Source organism: Alteromonas sp. ABH4_457 (genome assembly GCF_056160625.1).
Genome location: NZ_JBSWXN010000001.1, coordinates 152,812 through 171,081 on the forward strand (window position 1 = coordinate 152,812; position 18,270 = coordinate 171,081).

The window sequence follows — 18,270 nt, forward strand, 5'->3', positions numbered from 1 at the left end:
AGTGGTCCGCTTGTTCACGAATAGTGTTGGGGTATCGTGTTCTCATCGTTTACAAATGTGAGAAAATCATGAGTTACATGGAAGACGTCAAACCTGCTGTCAGTTCTTTTAAAAAGCGATTTGCACTGGCATTAATTCCCCTTGCCTTAACATTGGCATCCTGCACTAAAGTTCACTCTCAGCAAGTTGTGCGTGCTGAGTCAACGGGTCACAATCAGCCGGATTATCTGAATACGGCACTTCCACTTGATAGCCGGGTTAAGGCACTGGTAGAAAGTATGACGCTGGAGGAAAAAGTTGCACAGATGTACAACGATGCCCCCGCCATCACGCGGCTGGGAGTACCGGCGTATGACTATTGGAATGAAGCGTTACATGGTGTTGCCAGAGCCGGAGAAGCGACAGTGTTTCCACAGGCAATCGGGTTGGCGGCGATGTGGGACAGGGCGTTTTTGAATCAGGTCGCTACGGTGATTTCCGACGAAGGTAGAGCGAAGCACCACGAATTTAAACAGGACGGACTTAGTTATCGTTACACCGGTCTGACTTACTGGTCCCCGAATATAAATATTTTTCGCGATCCGCGGTGGGGTAGAGGTCAGGAGACCTACGGCGAAGATCCCTATCTCACAGGAGAACTTGGCGTTTCTTTTATCACCGGTCTGCAAGGCAATGATGATAAGTATTTAAAAACTGCAGCAACAGCTAAACACTTTGCTGTTCACAACGGCCCTGAGATTTCCCGCCATTCTGACAATTATGTTGTTTCAGATAAAGACCTTTACGAGACTTACCTGCCAGCTTTTGAAAAGGCTGTTACAGAGGCAAATGTCGAAGCAGTTATGTGCGCTTACAATCGTGTGAATGATGCGCCTGCTTGTGGTTCCGATATGCTTCTGAAAGAAATTCTGAGAGGTAAATACGGATTCGATGGTCATGTAATGTCAGACTGTGGTGCTATAGCTGATTTTTACGATCCTAAGGCACACAACGTCACTGCATCTCCTGCAGCTGCAGCTGCCTGGGCAGTAACCAGCGGAACCGATCTGAATTGCGGCACTGGGCGGTTAAGCAGTTTTGCTAACCTCATCTTTGCGGTACAGAAAGGTTTTATTGATGAGTCGTTAATAGACCAGGCGGTAAGCAGGCTATTTAAAACCCGCTTTAAACTCGGCATGTTTGATCCCGATGAAGATGTGCCCTTTGCATCAATACCTTCTGAATCTGTTGGTTCAGAGTCTCATCTTTCAAAAGCCTTACAAGCTGCTGAGAAATCTCTGGTAATGCTCAAAAACGACGGGATTCTGCCTCTGAAAAAGGGACTTAAAGTCGCAGTTATTGGCCCTAATGCAGACAATCCTGATGTATTGGTGGGGAACTACAACGGATTACCGGTAAACCCGGTGACTGCTCTGGAGGGGATCAGAAATTATGCCGGCGTGGATAATGTTGCCTATTCAGCGGGCAGCGCATTAATTGCTGACGTATACGGGCATTGGCAGGTTCTGGATAACACTGTTTTATATCATAACGACAAAGATGGACGATTAGTACCCGGTGCTCAAGCTGAATATTTCGAAGTTACGCAGGGTAAAATGTCTGACTTTTCCCGTCCGCATTTCCCTGTCGAAATGTCCGGCGGGCCCGTTAGTAGTGAAGTATTAGACTCTCTCTCGTTTCGCAAAACCCATTCTCCTGTGACCAACAAAATAGCTGAAGACTATGGCATGGTGTTGAAAGCAGTTCTGATCCCGGAGAAATCCGGAGAATATCGCTTTGACGGCGCCGGTGAGATATCCATCGAAGGACGCCGTATAAACGGAAGTGTTGAACTGGAGGCGGGCGTGTCTTACGACCTGGAAATCCGGCATATATTTTCTGTGAACACTATAGCGAATACGGCTTATAGTCATTTACGCGACTGGCAAATGCGCTGGGTGAACGTTTCCACCGATTTGTTGGCTGAGTCTGAAAGCGTTGCTCAACAGGCAGATGTAATTGTGATGGCGGTAGGTATATCTCCCCGTATTGAAGGCGAAGAGATGCCGGTTAAGCTGGACGGCTTCAACTATGGCGATCGCTCACGGATTGATTTGCCGGCGGAGCAGCAGGCATTAATTAAAGCTATACATAAAATCGGAAAGCCGGTAGTGGTCGTTAATTTTAGTGGCAGTGCGATGGCCTTAAACTGGGAAGATGAACACGCTGATGCGATTATCCAGGCATTTTATCCGGGTGAAGCAGCTGGTACAGCGCTTGCCAAAATTTTGTGGGGTGAAGTAAATCCTTCAGGAAGATTACCGGTGACCTTCTATAAAAATCTCGATGGTTTTGCAGAGTTTGATGATTATTCAATGGCTAACCGTACCTATCGCTACTTCGAAGGCGAGGTCTTATACCCGTTCGGGCATGGACTGGGCTATAGTGAAATCCAATACAGTGACTTGAAAACCCCTGCGAATTTGAATTCCGGAAGTGATCTGGAAATTACAGTCAGTCTGCAAAATATGGGGCCGTACGATGCAGAGCAGGTGACACAGTTGTATGTGCAGATGCCGGATGCGCCTGCAGGTACTCCACGTATAAGCTTAAAAGGATTCACCCGCACATTTTTGGAAAATCAGACCAAAGCATCCGTATCATTAACCGTACCAGCCTCAGAGCTGACATACATAAACGATAAAGGTAGCAGGGTCGCTTATAAGGGAAAATTAAATATATTCGCCGGTGATGGTCAGCCGGGCTATGTCGATGGAACACGCATCGCGCAGGCAAGTATCAACATCAATTAAGGCGGACAACATTTTGGAAAAAGCGAAAGTTATATTGGTAATGTTATGCGGAGTGATTACCGCGAGTCCGTCAATTTGTGCACAAGAACTGGCTGAAGCCTACCATGATCAATTTCTCACAGGCACAGCCATCAGTAACGATACTTTGAGTAAAGCGTTACCCGCTACAGATACACCGGTTTGTAAGGAATTCAATGCCTTCACTGCAGAAAATGCTATGAAGTGGCAGTCCTTGCAGCCCCGTGACGGGGAATTCGATTTCACCCTGGCAGATAAGCTGTTCGAGCTGGCAGACAGATGCGGAGCTTCAGTCATTGGCCATACGTTGATCTGGCATCAGCAAACACCAGAGTGGGTTTTTAAAGATGAAAAAGGCGCTGAGATCAGCAGAAAGCATTTACTGGAGCGCATGAAAGAACACATTTATACCGTTGCAGGTCGCTATAAAGGGAGAGTACTGGGATGGGATGTGGTGAATGAGGCTTTAAACGACGATGGAAGTTTACGTGATACTCCCTGGAGAAGAATTATTGGCGATGACTACCTGATTCAGGCTTTTCGTTTTGCCAGGGAAGCAGATCCTGATGCTCAGTTGTACTATAACGATTTTAATTTATATAAGCCCGAAAAAGTGGCTGGTGCAGTCAGGCTGATACACCAGCTTACCGACGCCGGAATCGATATTTCCGCAGTGGGGATGCAGGGCCACTACTCATTATTTTATCCGGAGCTGAGCGCTGTTGAAGAGAGCATCAAGACTCTTATCAGCGCGGGAACTAAGGTTTCTCTGACAGAACTGGACGTGTCAGTGTTACCCGTCCCGGAGGAATCTTTTGAGGGTGCAAACGTAAATCAACGGTATGTGGCTGATCCATTGTACGACCCCTACAGAAACGGATTGCCAGAGTCAGAGCAAATGAGATTAGCTGATGTCTATGAAGGTCTTTTCTCCTTGTTTGTGAAATATGCTGCACATATTGACAGGGTGACGCTTTGGGGAACGTCTGATGATGAATCCTGGCGAAATAACTGGCCTGTCCGTGGACGGGTGGATTATCCGTTACTATTTGACCGGAATGGCCAACCAAAGCTGGCCTACAAAGTAATAGTAAAAAAAGCACCATAGGTGCTTTTTTTGTTTTTGCGAATGTCACTGTGAATGTAAGCGTTCTAATGCTTCACTGACGCACAATACTGACTGACAAATATCTCGTGCCCGGGTAACTGTGCTACCCGTTGTTTAATTTCCTGTTTGCCTTTTTCCATAGCTGCGCTAAGTTGCCCGCTACTCATCATTTTTGCTGCGGGATGCCAGGAGCCCGGCAAAATTCCTTGTCCGAGCATTACCTGAGTCCAGGAATCAACGCGAAACAACTCACCGTTTTTCTGAAAAGCATGACCATGTTCTTTAAATAATTCAATACGTTCAGCCAGACTGTCCGGAATGTTCATTTTTTTGCACATTTTCCAGAATTCAGAATCGTCCCGTTCTGTTACATGATAATGCAATATAATGAAATCACGTATCTTCTCTATTTCGGCCCGCGTTTGATTGTTATATTCATTACGCAGGCGGGTAGCATCTCCCCTGTAAGGAAACAGCTGCATAAGCCGCGTTATACCCGTTACTATTAAATGAATACTGGTAGACTCCATGGGCTCAACGAAACCCGCAGAAAGCCCGATAGCAACACAATTGTGTTGCCAGGCATGGTCACGTCTGCCAGTTTTAAATTCTATGCGACGAATTGTTTGCAGTGGGGCAGAATTCAGCGTCTTCTGAAATTGCAATTCAGCCTGTTCATCTGTGAGGAATTGACTGCTGTAAACGAATCCGTTGCCCATTCTGTGTTGTAAAGGTATTTCCCAGCGCCACCCTGCTTCATGAGCAGAAGCTACTGTATAGGGCTTTAATGGCGGAGCCAATTCAGTTTGTACGGCCAGAGCCCGGTTACAGAAAAGCCAGTGAGACCAGTCTTCATATCCGGTGTTAAGGGCTTCACCAATCAGCAGAGCTTTAAACCCTGTACAGTCAATAAAGAGATCACCCGTTAACAACCCCTGCTGCCGGAGTAAAAGCGCATAAATATCTCCAGACGGGGCACGGTTGACCGCTTCAATGTTATCAACAATATGAGTGATGCCAGAGTTAACGGCTATTTTTTTCAAATAGGCAGCGTAAGCTCCGGCATCAAGATGATAGGCGTAGTTGAGAGGAGAATTTTGCGTTGAGGTGAAGAATTTATTAGCTTTGGCCGCTTCCAGCTCCAGACAGTATTCTCCGTATTCTCCGGGTATGCCTCTTTCGTGAGCCTCTCTCCAGAAATGGAAAAATTCAGCCAGCCAGCCTGATTGCCCGGTTTGCCCGAAAGAGTGAATATACTCAGTTTGTTTATCGCCGAAATCAGTGAACTGAATGCCCAGTTTAAAGGTCGCGGAGGTCGCCCGCATAAATTCAGCTTCATTAATTCCCAGCAACTGGTGAAAAACGCGAAGAGGGGGGATAGTCGCCTCACCAACCCCAATAGTCGAAATATCAGAAGATTCAACCAGTGTTATGTCCACTAACGGCCCCAGCTTTTTTGCAAGTGCTGCGGCAGTCAACCAGCCTGCAGTACCACCACCGGCAATGACAACGCGGGTTTTCTCTGATTGGGTGTTTGAATCCATTGGCGAAACCTATTGATTTAACTGTCGTATTAATATGGCTCTGAGTTGCCTTGCTGTATTCTCATCCAGTGTAGCGAGGGGACCTTTTGCCTCTTCGGGAATATGGTCCGTATTACTCTCACTGGCGGAGAAAATGTAATAATCGAATATGGCTTTCCAGGCCTTTTTTTCGTGAACCGGTTTATCTCTGATGGCCAGTATACTGTGCAGCAGAGCACTCATGCCTCCTGCAAGGTAGTCCGGTGCCATACTCCACCAGTAGTTGATCATAATGTTGAAAGCATGCAGACCTTCTACCTGATGCCACCACATGGACGGGATATAGATAGCATCGCCGGGCTTGAGAGTAACTTCATAGCCATGTTCCCGCGCGCGGGCAAACTCAGGAAATTTTTGTAAATCGGGGTTGTGTATATCTACCAGCGTCACAGGCTGTCCCCCCGGGGTAATATGAAGCGGACCGGGATAAAGATGCTTAATCTGCTCAGGGGGGAAAAGATTAAAGCGCCTTTCTCCGGCTACACAACAGGCAATATTTTCCAGCGCGTCGAAATGGGCGCAGGCGATGGAATGATTCCCCATCCAGATACTTGCTAAGGGCGGAGCAGCTTCCGGGTGGGTAATTGCCGGTGGTAACCTTAGTGAATGTTCACATAACAGTCCGGGAAAGTGGGTTTGAAGTTGGTTCGAAGCAACATAGCGGGAAGGTGGATTAGCCTCGTTCAACGTTTCTGTAATTTCATCAAGCATAGTTGAAACGCTGCCGTATACACTTTCGTAGTTTAAGTGCGTCAAATCAGGGCCGTAGGCGAACCGGCCGGAAACGCCGGGCGGAGCCTGGTATATCATTGCCGGCCTGCCATTATATGCCTGCTTGATTCTGTTTATCAGACGGGGCACATCGCCGGAATCCTTCACTGCGGGCCATGACTGAACTAAACCACGCATAACCAGGGGTTTATGTCTTAAAATCAGGTCTGATGGGATTGACGTCGGGGTTAAATGCGCTGTCTCCTCGACAGGAAGCCACTGTCGCTCGTTCACGTCCTGACAATCTCCATTGCATTTTTCATTTCAATGAGCCAATTCATATTTGCCAGCGAGGACTGAAGAAAAATTATATAATTCAACCAGCCTTTCCGGTGCAGTTCTGACAGTGAATGTGAAGGTAAAGATGCGAACGTTTCACTGCAAATAGTCTCATGACCCTCAACGGAGATTTTCTCTCCTGAATTCAATGTAAGAGTAAAGTTAACGGGCACAAGTAGATTCAGGTGATCCATTTCCCGGTAGAATAAATCCGCTTCTTTTTGACCTGTATCCAGCCGCTGGAGTGTTGAAGCTATTTTTTGCAAATAACCACTCTGGCCGCCCTTGGGTAAGAATACAGCAGTGCCTCCGGCTGCATCATGTGAGATTCTGGGATGGTCCATATCAACATGTATAACCGGCTCAGATTGGCCGTCCTGTTGCTGATATCCAATCATAAACGGGCCTTTTGCAATCATTGCCGGCACATAGCGGGCCATCCAGCTGCCTGCTGACGGTGGTGAAGGGTAGAGATCATTCAGAAAAAGATTTTCCTGTGCAGAAAAACCGAGTAATGCTACTGATTGCAGACCGTGTGTGGGATGTCTGCGCAGTAAAACAGGGTATTCTTTGTGCAGATCGTCATACTCGACAGGAAAAGTAAGTACGGAGCCAACGTTATCGCCATATTGCGCCCCGTAACGGGTAAAAACCCGTAAATCTTTATGGTTAAGGTTATTGAGTAATTGTAGTTTTGCCACAGGACTTCCATTTATTCAGATATACAGCCGCAACCGGCGTCTCTTCCGGCCGCGGCTAGCTATTATTGTCAGAAGTTATAACGGGCGCCTAGCTGATAGCGGGCTCCCAGATCTTCCAGATACCACAACTGGTTTTCAGTACGCCCATGCTCGCGACGGTTCTCTCCGGTAATATTAATACCTTCAACAAACACTGTGAGTTGTTCATTAATGGCGTAACTCACGTTAGCATCTATCTGCGCATAACTTTCAACGTAAGTGGGATTATTTGAGCCGCGATAGTTTATGCGGTTCAGATATTCATCACGCCAGTTATAAGCTACCCGCGCTGTCAGACCGTCTTTGTCGTAAATAAAAACAAAGTTGGCAGTGTCACTCAGGCCGGCAAGAGCAAACTGTGACACATCCGGGCTTCCGTTGTTATCAAATCCGATGTCGCCCCGAACCAGGGTATAGTTCGCCTGGAAACCGAAGCCGGACTCTCCGAAGAAGTGTTGGACAGCAAGTTCTGCTCCGTAAAGTTTGGCTTCACGGTTATTTTGAGGCAAGCTGGTTCTGAACACCATTTCAGGATCGCCTTCTTCAGGCACGATATCCCATCCCGGTGTTTCCCCCAGTTGTAATAACTGTTCTGATGAACCGGTGTAGTCATCCGCGCCGTTGGGGAATGCTTCGGGATGTTCGAGCAGAACCATCATGGCAAAAAGTGAGGTATCATCCACTGCATAACCGCGGTCTCTGAGCGCTTCCGCAGCCGCCAATGCCCGTGGTCCGTTAGTCTGATCGAGGATGTCAAAAAATGTGCGATCTTCCTGGCCTGTCCCGATAAAGTTAGCCACACGTTTTTCGAAGAAGCCTATTGAAGCGTAACTGTTTTCCTCAAAATACCACTCCGCTGAAACATCAAAATTATCTGACTCAAGAGGGAGTAGTGCAGGGTTAGATGAACTGGCCGTGGGTCTGGTGCCGTTAAGTGTCGAGCCTGATGTACCGAAACCGCTGGGCGATACCCGCAAATCACCATAACCTGCTCTGGCGATAGTTTTGCTATAAGAGAATCTGGCTTTCACCTCATCTGTTAGCATAACATCGAAGTCAAAGCTGGGGAGCACGTGATCATAATCAGCGTCCACAGACAGCGGAATTGTATCTGTATCAGGATCGGTATAGAGACTGAAGTCGTTGTTGTTTTCCCAGATCAGATAACTGGGTGGCGTGACCAGAGATGTTGAAGTGACATCGGTTTTTTCGTAACGGACTCCGGCCAAAAAGTTAACTGGCATATTGCCAAGTTCGCCGCTCAGTGCAACCTGAAAATATGCGGCCATAGTGTCTTCTTTAACCACATCGTTGGTTGAGAAAATATTGCTGACACCGAAATAATTAGCATCTGAAGGGTAGAGTGCTAACCCCTCACGGGCTAAGGCTACAGGATCAGCGACAAAACCCATTCCCTGACTTTGCCCGGTGTCAAAGTCATCAAACAGACCGGCTACATCGAGAGGTTGAAGGAGTCCTTCGGAAAATTCTCCCGGATTCGCTATGCCCCAGTTGCCTAGTGTCATATTGTCGCCGGCCGTCTGCCGCGCAATCATTTCCATAGCTCTGGTTTCAACACCAAAATCAAATTCCCCGCTGTCAAACATCCATTTACCGTCAAGTTTTAATTGACTTATTTCTGTTTCCTGAGAAGCGTGTCTGAAGCGTAAAATCGATGAACCAACATCTCCGGCGTCAACTACACCGTTCCCGTTTCCTCTTGCACTATCATCGTAAACATTCCGGTATGTCGGCAGTTCCGTATCGAACCACCACTCGCGGGAAGTAACAGTAGGGGAGCCTATACCAACAGCAATCTCACCTGAGGCAGCATTGTCACTGGGACCTGTAGGCAAACTTTCCATTTTGGAATTATGAGCATCAAGCGACAGCAGAAGATTGTCAGAGGCGAAATATTCAAGATTAATACCTACAGAATTGAGTGTATTAGTTTGTTCGCGCCATTGTTGTTCATAACCTTCGTCCACGGTACCGGGATAAGACTCTGCAATGTAGATAGGTGTTGCAATGGGACCGTCATCAAATACCACAGCAGTTACGTTGGAGCCGTTTTGCACCCAGTTGCCTATTTCACCACGATGCTCCTGTATATCATTCTCTGCATAAAGATAATCCAGGGTCGCAACAAGGTTATCTGAGGCAGCGTATTGCAGAGTTAACTGTGCGTTGGTACGCGTTCTTTCTGTATCCGAAAATGCATAGCGCAAATCGTTGGGACGGGCATAAAGCTGACCCACTTCAGGTGCGTTTTCATATATATCCCCGCTGTTGTTAAACAGGGTGTCCGGATCGTTAGGGTCGCCCCAGGTTCCGATGTTCCAGTCGTTAACTGTTGCGCCAACATATCCTGAATGACGTTCCTGTACACTTCCCGTTAAAGACACGCCAAATTTTGCGTCATCATCAGTCCAGCTGATTAAACCGGAGAGCTCTGGTGTAACATCATCACCTGCACGGTTAGTGGTATCATGCACTGCTTTTGCACCTATGGTGGAGCGAAAGCCGGGGGCATCAAGAGGGCGTGCCGTTTTGATATTCACAGTTGCACCAATGCCACCAGTAGCGATATTTGCTTTGCTGGTTTTATATACCTCAACGCCCCGTATGCCTTCAGATGCCAGGTTAGCGAAATCAAAAGCGCGGGTACTACCTCCACGGGTCGTACCGTCTGCTCCGCTACCACCGCCATAGGTTTGTGCTGCAGGCATCATCCGACCATTCAGGGTAATCATGTTGTTGCCGCCGCCAAAGCCCCTCACGGTGATTTCGTTACCTTCGCCGTTTGTACGGCTGATGGAAACACCGGTTATCCGTTGTAAGGATTCTGCAAGGTTTGTATCCGGAAATTTCCCGATGTCTTCAGCTGAAATTGCGTCTACAACCCCTACAGAATTTCTTTTTATCGAAGCCGCTTCAGCCAGGCTGGAGCGTAAACCGGTAACTTCTATAACTTCGACCGGATCTTCCGTTTGTGCTGTCGCCGGTAAAATGACTACCGTCCCAAGTATTACTGATACAGCTTTATTTACTATTGATTGTCTGAACGTGTGCTGTTTGTTCATTACATTAGTCCTGTTGAGATGTGCCCGGGCTATGTACACATAGCCCAACCTTTTCCCGTCAGCATCTGGTCTATTTAGAGGTTTCACGCTGTCGCTTAAGCGCCAATTACGTGACCATGATGTTAACGATGTGTAAATACTTTCACTTTACAACATGCAACAGGTATTATTTTTTTTTACTTCAATGTGTTTTTTTTGCGCGGTATACCCGCGCAGAAATGTCTCTGAGAGGTATTATGGTGACACACTCATTTCGAAAGGCGCTGCGGGCAAACCGCTCAGGTCATAAACAGATACAGCAGGATTATCGGCCCATGCATAACGCACTTTTTCAGGTTTACTGATTGCAGGATGGGACAGAATTACCTTATTACCCTGAAGGGTCGACTTTGCCCATTTGTAATTACCATCTGCGCCGGCCATGGCAAAGCTGGCCGGGGTATCGTTAAAACGTTCATGGTCCAGTGGCGAGTCGAAAGTAAGCTCAACTTGCTTACCTGAAGATTTTACTGATTTAACTATTGGTCCGTTAAAGTCCACGTTTTTCCGGTAAACCATGTTTTCTGCGGCAAGTGCCACTCTGTGGCCAACTTCACGCTTATTTACAGGGTGAATATCGTTCCATTCACCTATGTCGATTGTAACAATAAGGGCGGTCGCGGGGTCGGCTGCTGCTTTGGCTTGTTCACCACGAAGTTCTGCCCAGCTACTTTCGCCCGGCTCAGGTTTCCGTTCCATAAAATTTGTCAACTGTATGATGAAGAAAGGCAAATCGGGTGCCTCCCAGCGGCTACGCCAGTTAGCCATCATGGCTATTAATTTATCGCTGTATCCGGAAGGACGGGAAGCGTTAGACTCCCCCTGATACCACAATACTCCCGATAACGGATAGCCTGCAGCCGGCGCTATCATCGCATTGAATAAACCCATGGGTTTCCAGCGAATAAACGTGGTGGCCGGGGTCTCAGTTGTGCGGTATGACACTTTATACTTCCAGTCACCGTCCAGAGAAATGCTGCTACCTTCAGAAGCGCCTAAAAAGTATGGTTTGTCTGTTACAAAACCTGTTGCGCCGCCATTGGAGGTTACTCTGACGGTGATCACATTGTCCCCTTTTTTTAATGCCGATGCCGGTACAGTGTAGCGTCGGGGCGGATACTGATAGGTGGTGTTACCAACTTTTACTCCGTTTACCCATGCTTCATCAGCATCAACAATGCGACCTAATCGCAGAATAAAAGATTGGTCGGGCACGCTGTCAAGATGAACATGTTTTCTTAACCACCAAACCCCGGCAAATCCCTCATCATAACCTTTTAGATCTCCCGGCATCTCTATTGACTGCCACTGACTATCATCCAATTCAGGTGTATACCAGGGCGTTTCCTGCATGCCTTTGTCCTTATCATTCAGCGTCTTATACCAGTTATCAACTGCTTCCCGTTCTTGTTCCTGTGTTCTGATAATATTTTCTTGTTTTGCGAAAAAGTCACCTGCCGCTATTTCATCAGGATAAGGTGCCAGCGTTTCTCTGGCCATCCAGGCTTCGATGGGAGAGCCTCCTAAGGCAGCGTTTATTATGCCCACCGGCACATTCTGAGAGTTATGGATTTTGTTGGCAAAGTAATAACCTACAGCCGAAAGTTGTCTGATATTTTGCGGGGTAGCAGTGAGCCATTTGCCAGCTTCATAATTTTTGTTTTCAGCATCAAAACGATATTTATCCGGAACTGTAAATTCACGGATGAGAGGGAAATCAGCCTGACTGACATCTTCAGGGTAGGCTTCTTCAACCCTGGCCATGGTAAGCTCCATGTTTGATTGCCCTGAAGCCAGAAATACATCTCCGAAATATATATCGGAGAATGTCAGTTCGCTGTCACCTTTAATCTTCAGTGTGAAAGGTCCTCCGGCTTCTCTGGCTGGTAAGTTTATTTCCCACTGGCCGCTGGTCACTTTGGCTTTTCCGGTGAGTGTATCGTTCAGCCAAATTGAAACCGTTTCACTTTCTGAAGTTCCCTTCACCGGAATAATGTGATTGCGTTGTAGTACCGCACTATCGGAAATGAGGCGGTGCACAGTCAATGCCTGGACCGGACAGCACAGAAGAATAAACATACTGATAATTAAACGGGTCATGAACACTCCTGAAATGTTTCGATACAGACATGCAGACCCGGTGCCTGCACATCTGTCATATGATTAAATTGACTTAAGTAATATCGTCGAGGTGCCAAGTTCCGGATTCGTTGCGGAAAGCGTGATATCGCCTGCTTCACCTCTGTTACTCTGCACTATTACAAGTAGTTTTCCGCTGAAAGCGTGCCTTTTTTGTGAAGCGAATGAAGTAAAATCAGTGGAGTCTCCATTATCCGTGGCGATGATGCGGCCCGGTCCGTCTAAGGTAAAAGATATTTCGTTCACAGCATCTGGTACGAAGACGCCATTTTCATCCACAATATCGACGGTGATAAAAGAGAGATCTTTGCCATCTGCATCAATTGTTTTCCTGTCTGCTTGCAACTTCATTCCGTGAGGAGCACCTGAAGTGGTTACCTTGTCTGTTGCCCATGGTTTTCCATCCTTGTAGGCAATGACCTCTACCGTGCCGGGTGTATAGCGGACGTCATCAAAACGCAGGCGGTATTCAAGATCGCCTTTCTTTTTTCGTCCCTGTGATTTTCCATTTATGAAAAGTTCAGCTTCATCACCGGAAGTGAAAATATGTACCGGTGTAATTTCCCCTTCACGTCCCGGCCAATTCCAGTGAGGCAGAATATGAGCCATCGGATAATCCGGTCTCCACTCGCTTTGATAAAGATAGAAACGATCTTTTTTAAATCCTGCCAGGTCTATCATGCCCGAATAAGAACTGCGGGCAGCGTAATACGGTGTTGGCTCACCGAGATAATCAAAACCATTCCATACAAACTGTCCGGCGACAAAGGGATAGGTCTCCATATATCTGAATACTTTATCTGCAGATGAGCCAAAGTCGACGGCGTGCAACTCATAACTGCTGACCTGATGAATCTTCGAATTACCTCCAAGACCGTCCCGAACAGGAGCACTTTCCTTTTTTGTCACAGGAAAAAAATAGATTCCTCTGGAACTGAACGCCGAGGCAGTTTCACTGGACAAAACAACCTTATCAGGATGAGCCTCATGAAAGGCTGGATAAGATGGCGGGGTGCGAATGCGTTCTGTTCCTTCAAACTCCGCTGCCTGACGAATGCCTTCCCCCTGGTAATTCAGACTAATCAAATCCATGGCTGCGCTGAAAGGGAAGTCTGCTTTTGCCCAATTCATGGAAGAGGTTACCGGGCGGGTAGGGTCTTCATCTTTAACGATAGCTTTCAGAGTCTGGGCAATATCGGCACCTGATTGACCTGTGTATTGTTCACCCACCTCGTTTCCTATGTACCACATAATCACTGAAGGATGGTTTTTGTCTCTTCGTACAAGGGCCCTGAGATCCTGTTCATGCCAGTCAGCAAAAATCAGATGAAAATCTAACGGGGTCTTCTTTTTATACCAACTGTCAAAAGACTCATTTAATACCAGTATCCCCATTTTATCCGTTAGCGTAAGCAGTTCCGGAGCCGGCGGATTATGTGCCATGCGAATTGCATTTACTCCCATCTCCTGAAGTAATTCCAACTGCCTGCGAGCTGCGCGAAGATTAAATGCCGCTCCCAGTGCGCCTAAATCATGATGCTGATTAACACCTTTCAGAGGTATGTGCTGGTCGTTTACCAGCACTCCGACATCGGGATTGAACGTCAATTTTCTTATCCCGAATGGAGTAATGTACTGGTCTATTTCTTTTCCCTTGTATATCACGGATGTGACAAGTGCGTATCGGTTAGGTGTCTGGTAAGGAGCCGGGCCCCAAAGCTTTGGCTTATCAAGAATTGTTGAAGCTGTTGTTTTATGCTGTTGTCCCGCAGAGAGTTTAACTTTCTGTTCAGGAAGCTCCTTTACCGGGCTGTCACCCGGAAGATCTTGCCCGGTAAGTTCGTGAATACTTTGCTTCAGCGTGACTTCACTGCTTTCGGAGAGGTGATTCACCAGCGTTGTTGCAATGGAAATGGTGGCTCTATCTGCGGAAACTGACGGGGTAATGATTTGTGTGCCCCAGTGACTGACATGTATTTGCGCAGTTTTTTCCAACCAGACATTGCGATAAATTCCTCCCCCCGGATACCAGCGGGAGGATTTCGGTGGGTTATCGAGTCTGATAGCTAATTGATTCTTGCCATTTTTCGCAAGGTAAGGTGTCAGGTCAAGGCGATAAGAACTGTAGCCATACGGCCAGCCTCCCACAAGATTGCCATTGAGCCATACCATCGAATAAGACATGGCACCGTCGATGTGAAGGTAAACTCTATTGTCTGCGTCATTTGCACCGGTAGAAAATTGCTTTCTGTACCATGCTACGCCGTGAGAAGGGAGGCGGCCCATGCCTCCCCCGACCTTGGGATTCTCGCCGCTATAAAACGGACCAGCGATGGCCCAGTCATGAGGTAAATCAACTTTTTGCCAGCTACTGTCGTCAAAGCCTTCCTGAACGAAAGGAAAATTACTCCCCGGTTTTCCCTCTGGCCTTTCATAACGCTTTTCAGAAGCCCCCAAAAAGTTGTTTCCAGAAGGAAGAATCCAGGGCTTCAATGCATTGTTGCCACTTTCAGTAACTACGGCATCAGTAGGTTTGGTGTCCGCGGCCTGGCTGTCATTGTACTGCCCTGTGGATGGACGATTATCATATATTAGAGAATCAGGAATCTCACTGTCAGCATAGCGATAAAAGCGCCAGTCGCTGGTAAGGTCTATTCTCTCGCGCTGATTAGCTGATGTGGCAGAAGCCAACAACATTGTTGTCAACAACGCCAGGCACTTCAAATACTTAGGCGATAACATATTCTTCTCTGTTAATAAAATGTGACTAACTGAATTCTTCAATAAGATATACAGAGAAGTTGGGTGTTTAAAAGCCAAAGAAAAAATAAGTAAACAGTTTACGAAATTTCTCAAGCCCTTTATTCGAGACGAGGAGAGGGAAAATCAGAAAATAAAAAAACGTAATGCATACTTGTATACTAGTAATTGTTTGTTAATTTTGTTTTGTTTACATTTCGTATACAAAAATCAGACGTGAGTATGCTTTATATGAGATCGACAATTAAATCTGTATCACTTATGTGTGCACTGTTTTCAACAGGTGTTTTTGCATGTGACGAACCCGCTTCCGTTTGTTTTAAGGATAACGGGGGAATCCCACTCATTAAAAATAATCAGCCTCTTCCGGTTATAATCTCTCCCGGGGCTAATGCTGCCGTGAAGAGAGTCGCAAAATCTTTTTCGGAAGATTTAACAAGGGTTGGAGGGGGCAAATCTGAGCTCACTGAATCGCAGATGCTGAATAAAGCAGCGATAATCATCGGAGTCCCCGGGGAAGATGCTTTAATCGATTCTCTTGTAAAAGAGGGAAAACTTGATATCTCGGGCATCCGAAATAAATGGGAAGCATATCAGATAACGGTGGTCGACGATCCTGCTCCGGGGGTAGGTCGGGCGTTAGTTGTTGTCGGGTCAGACAGACGGGGAGCTATTTTTGGTACCTTTGATATTTCTGAACGAATGGGCGTTTCTCCCTGGCACTGGTTTGCTGATGTCCCGGTTGAACAGCATGCAAATGTTTTTATTACAGCGGGAACCAGAAGTGATCATCCAAAAGTACGTTATCGCGGCATTTTTATTAATGATGAAGATCCAGCATTGAAAGGTTGGGCACAAAAAACGTTTGGTGGTGTGAATTCCGGCATGTATGAACATGTTTTTGATTTGATTTTGCGACTTAAAGGGAATTACATCTGGCCTGCCATGTGGGGGAAAGCTTTTCATCTTGATGACCCCAAAAATACCTCGCTGGCAGATGATATGGGTATCGTTATGGGCACCTCGCATCATGAACCAATGACTCGGGCACATGCAGAGTGGCATCGCAAGTCTGAAAACCCGTCGGGTGGTGGTGCGTGGAATTATGAGACTAACCGCGAGGCCATACAACAATTCTGGCGAGGTGGCATAGAGCGGATGATGTCAAAGGGAGATGGAGAACCTTATGAATCGCTTGTCACAGTGGGCATGCGTGGTGACGGGGATGAGCCAATGTCAGAAGGGACTGCAATTGAGCTACTTGAAACCGTTGTGGATGATCAGCGAAAAATCATCGAAGACGTAACGGGCGAACCTGCTGAAAAAACCCCACAGGTCTGGGCCCTCTATAAAGAGGTGCAGGACTATTACGATAAAGGTATGACCGTACCTGATGACGTTACTCTATTATTTGCAGACGATAACTGGGGCCAGGTTCGGCGGTTGCCAGTGAAAGATGTAGAGCGTGAAGGTGGTTTTGGCGTTTACTATCATTTCGATTACGTCGGCGTGCCGCGGAATTATAAATGGACGAACACTGTGCAGGTGGGCAAGGTCTGGCAACAAATGAACCTTTCTTATGAGCGTGGTGCAAGAGATCTGTGGGTTGTCAATGTGGGTGATCTCAAGCCTGTTGAGTACCCTATAGATTTCTTTCTGACAATGGCATGGAATCCTGAAGAAATGGGGCCGGAGGAGCTTCAGGCGTATGCCATGCAATTTGCTGAACAGTCTTTTACTGCAGATTTGGCAAAAGATATTGCCAGTTTGCTGGAACGCTACGGTACCTTTGCTGCGATGCGGAAGCCTGAATTACTTAATCAGGATACTTTTGAAGTAGGTGAGCCCACAGTACCTGATTTACAAGCCGGAGAGTTTTATCAGCACTACAGCAAGTGGAAACAGCTTGAGACTGATATGAAAGAAGTGAAAGAGAAAATTGACGAGGAGCATTATCCGGCATTCTTTCAGTTAGTTGAATGGCCTGTTGCGTCTTTGAGCAATCTTTATGAAATGTATTTTGCTGCAGCCTGGAATAAGAAGCTTGTAGATGCAGGTGATTCCAGAGCTAACTATTTTAAAAGTATAGTCGAGACGAGTTTTGCTGAAGATAAAGCATTAACTGAAAAATATCATTCCATACTAAATGGTAAATGGGACGGTATGATAAACCAGGTTCATATGAATTATGTAACATGGAATGACCCTGACCAACAGACTATGCCAGCTGTATCCAGCATCTACGGTGGTAAAAATGATATTGAAGTTTCGTTTCATGAACCGCAACTTTTACAAGATGAGCAACTGATTGAAACTAAAGATTATGTGAAGATTAGCGGCACCAAAGAGGCCAGATGGACTGCTGTGGAAAACCTTGGGCAGTCTGAGGCAGCTATGATGGTACTGCCTCAGGGACTGACTACAACCACATTAGATGACAACCTCTCGATTACCTATAGTATCGAGCAACCTTATTATGGTGATGCGTCTGTAGAACTTGAGTTAAGTCCCACTCTTGACACATACGGCCGTGGAGGTATCCGTCTCGGGATAGCTGTAGATGACAAGCCTGCAGAAATTGTTAGTTTTGATTTACACGCTACAGGCGGTGCTCAACGTACTCCTGAAGAAAAAGCATGGGCTAATGCTGTTATAAATAATAAGTATACACTTAAATGGGGGGCGGAAAATCTGACACCAGGCACTCATGAGTTAACGATATATCGAATTGACGACAATATTGTATTGGAAAAACTTCATATTCGATATTCTCAGAAAACGAAACCTGACACTAAGTCGGTTGTCAGCCGCTTTTTCGATAAATTGTTTGGTGACGTATAAGTGATAACCAGGAGCGTGAGAGACGTGAAAGTAACTACGCTCCTGTGTCTGTCATAAATGGTAAAATAGGCTTGTCGCTTCAATAAATAATGTGAAGGTTGGTTTACATCCGATACA

9 protein-coding genes are annotated in these 18,270 nt (G+C 46.5%); 3 read left to right on the plus strand and 6 right to left on the minus strand.

The window, feature by feature from the left end:
* Positions 1-68: 68 nt before the first annotated feature.
* Positions 69-2,792 carry a glycoside hydrolase family 3 C-terminal domain-containing protein gene (locus tag ACXAGR_RS00620; RefSeq protein ID WP_474847500.1) on the plus strand — a complete coding sequence of 908 codons (2,724 nt, stop codon included), beginning with the start codon at positions 69-71 and terminating at the stop codon, positions 2,790-2,792.
* A 13-nt stretch (positions 2,793-2,805) separates the two neighbouring features.
* Positions 2,806-3,918 carry an endo-1,4-beta-xylanase gene (locus ACXAGR_RS00625; protein WP_474847502.1) on the plus strand — a complete coding sequence of 371 codons (1,113 nt, stop codon included), beginning with the start codon at positions 2,806-2,808 and terminating at the stop codon, positions 3,916-3,918.
* Between the two features lie 44 nt (positions 3,919-3,962).
* Here the strand turns inward: ACXAGR_RS00625 and ACXAGR_RS00630 are convergent, their stop codons facing one another.
* The 6 genes from ACXAGR_RS00630 to galB all read right to left on the minus strand — a co-directional run bounded on the left by ACXAGR_RS00630 (position 3,963) and on the right by galB (position 15,408).
* Entirely contained in the window at positions 3,963-5,462 is a 1,500-nt protein-coding gene (locus ACXAGR_RS00630; RefSeq protein WP_474847504.1) for a tryptophan halogenase family protein, read from the minus strand.
* A gap of 9 nt (positions 5,463-5,471) precedes the next feature.
* On the minus strand, positions 5,472-6,506 hold the full coding sequence (locus ACXAGR_RS00635; protein WP_474843242.1) for a cupin-like domain-containing protein: 1,035 nt from the start codon (positions 6,504-6,506) through the stop codon (positions 5,472-5,474).
* Positions 6,503-7,252: a SapC family protein gene (locus ACXAGR_RS00640; RefSeq protein ID WP_474847506.1), complete on the minus strand. Its 750-nt coding sequence runs from the start codon at positions 7,250-7,252 to the stop codon at positions 6,503-6,505. Before ACXAGR_RS00640 ends, ACXAGR_RS00635 begins: the two co-directional genes overlap by 4 nt.
* A gap of 68 nt (positions 7,253-7,320) precedes the next feature.
* Positions 7,321-10,374: a TonB-dependent receptor gene (locus ACXAGR_RS00645; protein WP_474843238.1), complete on the minus strand. Its 3,054-nt coding sequence runs from the start codon at positions 10,372-10,374 to the stop codon at positions 7,321-7,323.
* A 234-nt stretch (positions 10,375-10,608) separates the two neighbouring features.
* A complete protein-coding gene (locus ACXAGR_RS00650; RefSeq protein WP_474847508.1) occupies positions 10,609-12,513 on the minus strand; it encodes a sialate O-acetylesterase in 1,905 nt (634 codons plus the stop codon).
* A 63-nt stretch (positions 12,514-12,576) separates the two neighbouring features.
* A complete protein-coding gene (galB, locus tag ACXAGR_RS00655; RefSeq protein WP_474847511.1) occupies positions 12,577-15,408 on the minus strand; it encodes a beta-galactosidase GalB in 2,832 nt (943 codons plus the stop codon).
* Positions 15,409-15,534: 126 nt separating this feature from the next.
* Here galB and ACXAGR_RS00660 point away from each other — a divergent pair, with 126 nt between their 5' ends.
* Positions 15,535-18,153, plus strand: coding sequence for a glycosyl hydrolase 115 family protein (locus ACXAGR_RS00660; protein WP_474847513.1), 2,619 nt, complete (start codon positions 15,535-15,537; stop codon positions 18,151-18,153).
* The last annotated feature ends 117 nt before the right edge of the window (positions 18,154-18,270 follow it).

Excerpts from the sequence above, each read along its gene's own strand:
- ACXAGR_RS00620 (WP_474847500.1), top strand. The coding sequence starts at position 69 with ATGAGTTACATGGAAGACGTCAAACCTGCTGTCAGTTCTTTTAAAAAG.
- ACXAGR_RS00630 (WP_474847504.1), bottom strand. The coding sequence starts at position 5,462 with ATGGATTCAAACACCCAATCAGAGAAAACCCGCGTTGTCATTGCCGGT.
- ACXAGR_RS00645 (WP_474843238.1), bottom strand. The coding sequence starts at position 10,374 with ATGAACAAACAGCACACGTTCAGACAATCAATAGTAAATAAAGCTGTA.
- ACXAGR_RS00650 (WP_474847508.1), bottom strand. The coding sequence starts at position 12,513 with ATGACCCGTTTAATTATCAGTATGTTTATTCTTCTGTGCTGTCCGGTC.
- ACXAGR_RS00660 (WP_474847513.1), top strand. The coding sequence starts at position 15,535 with ATGCTTTATATGAGATCGACAATTAAATCTGTATCACTTATGTGTGCA.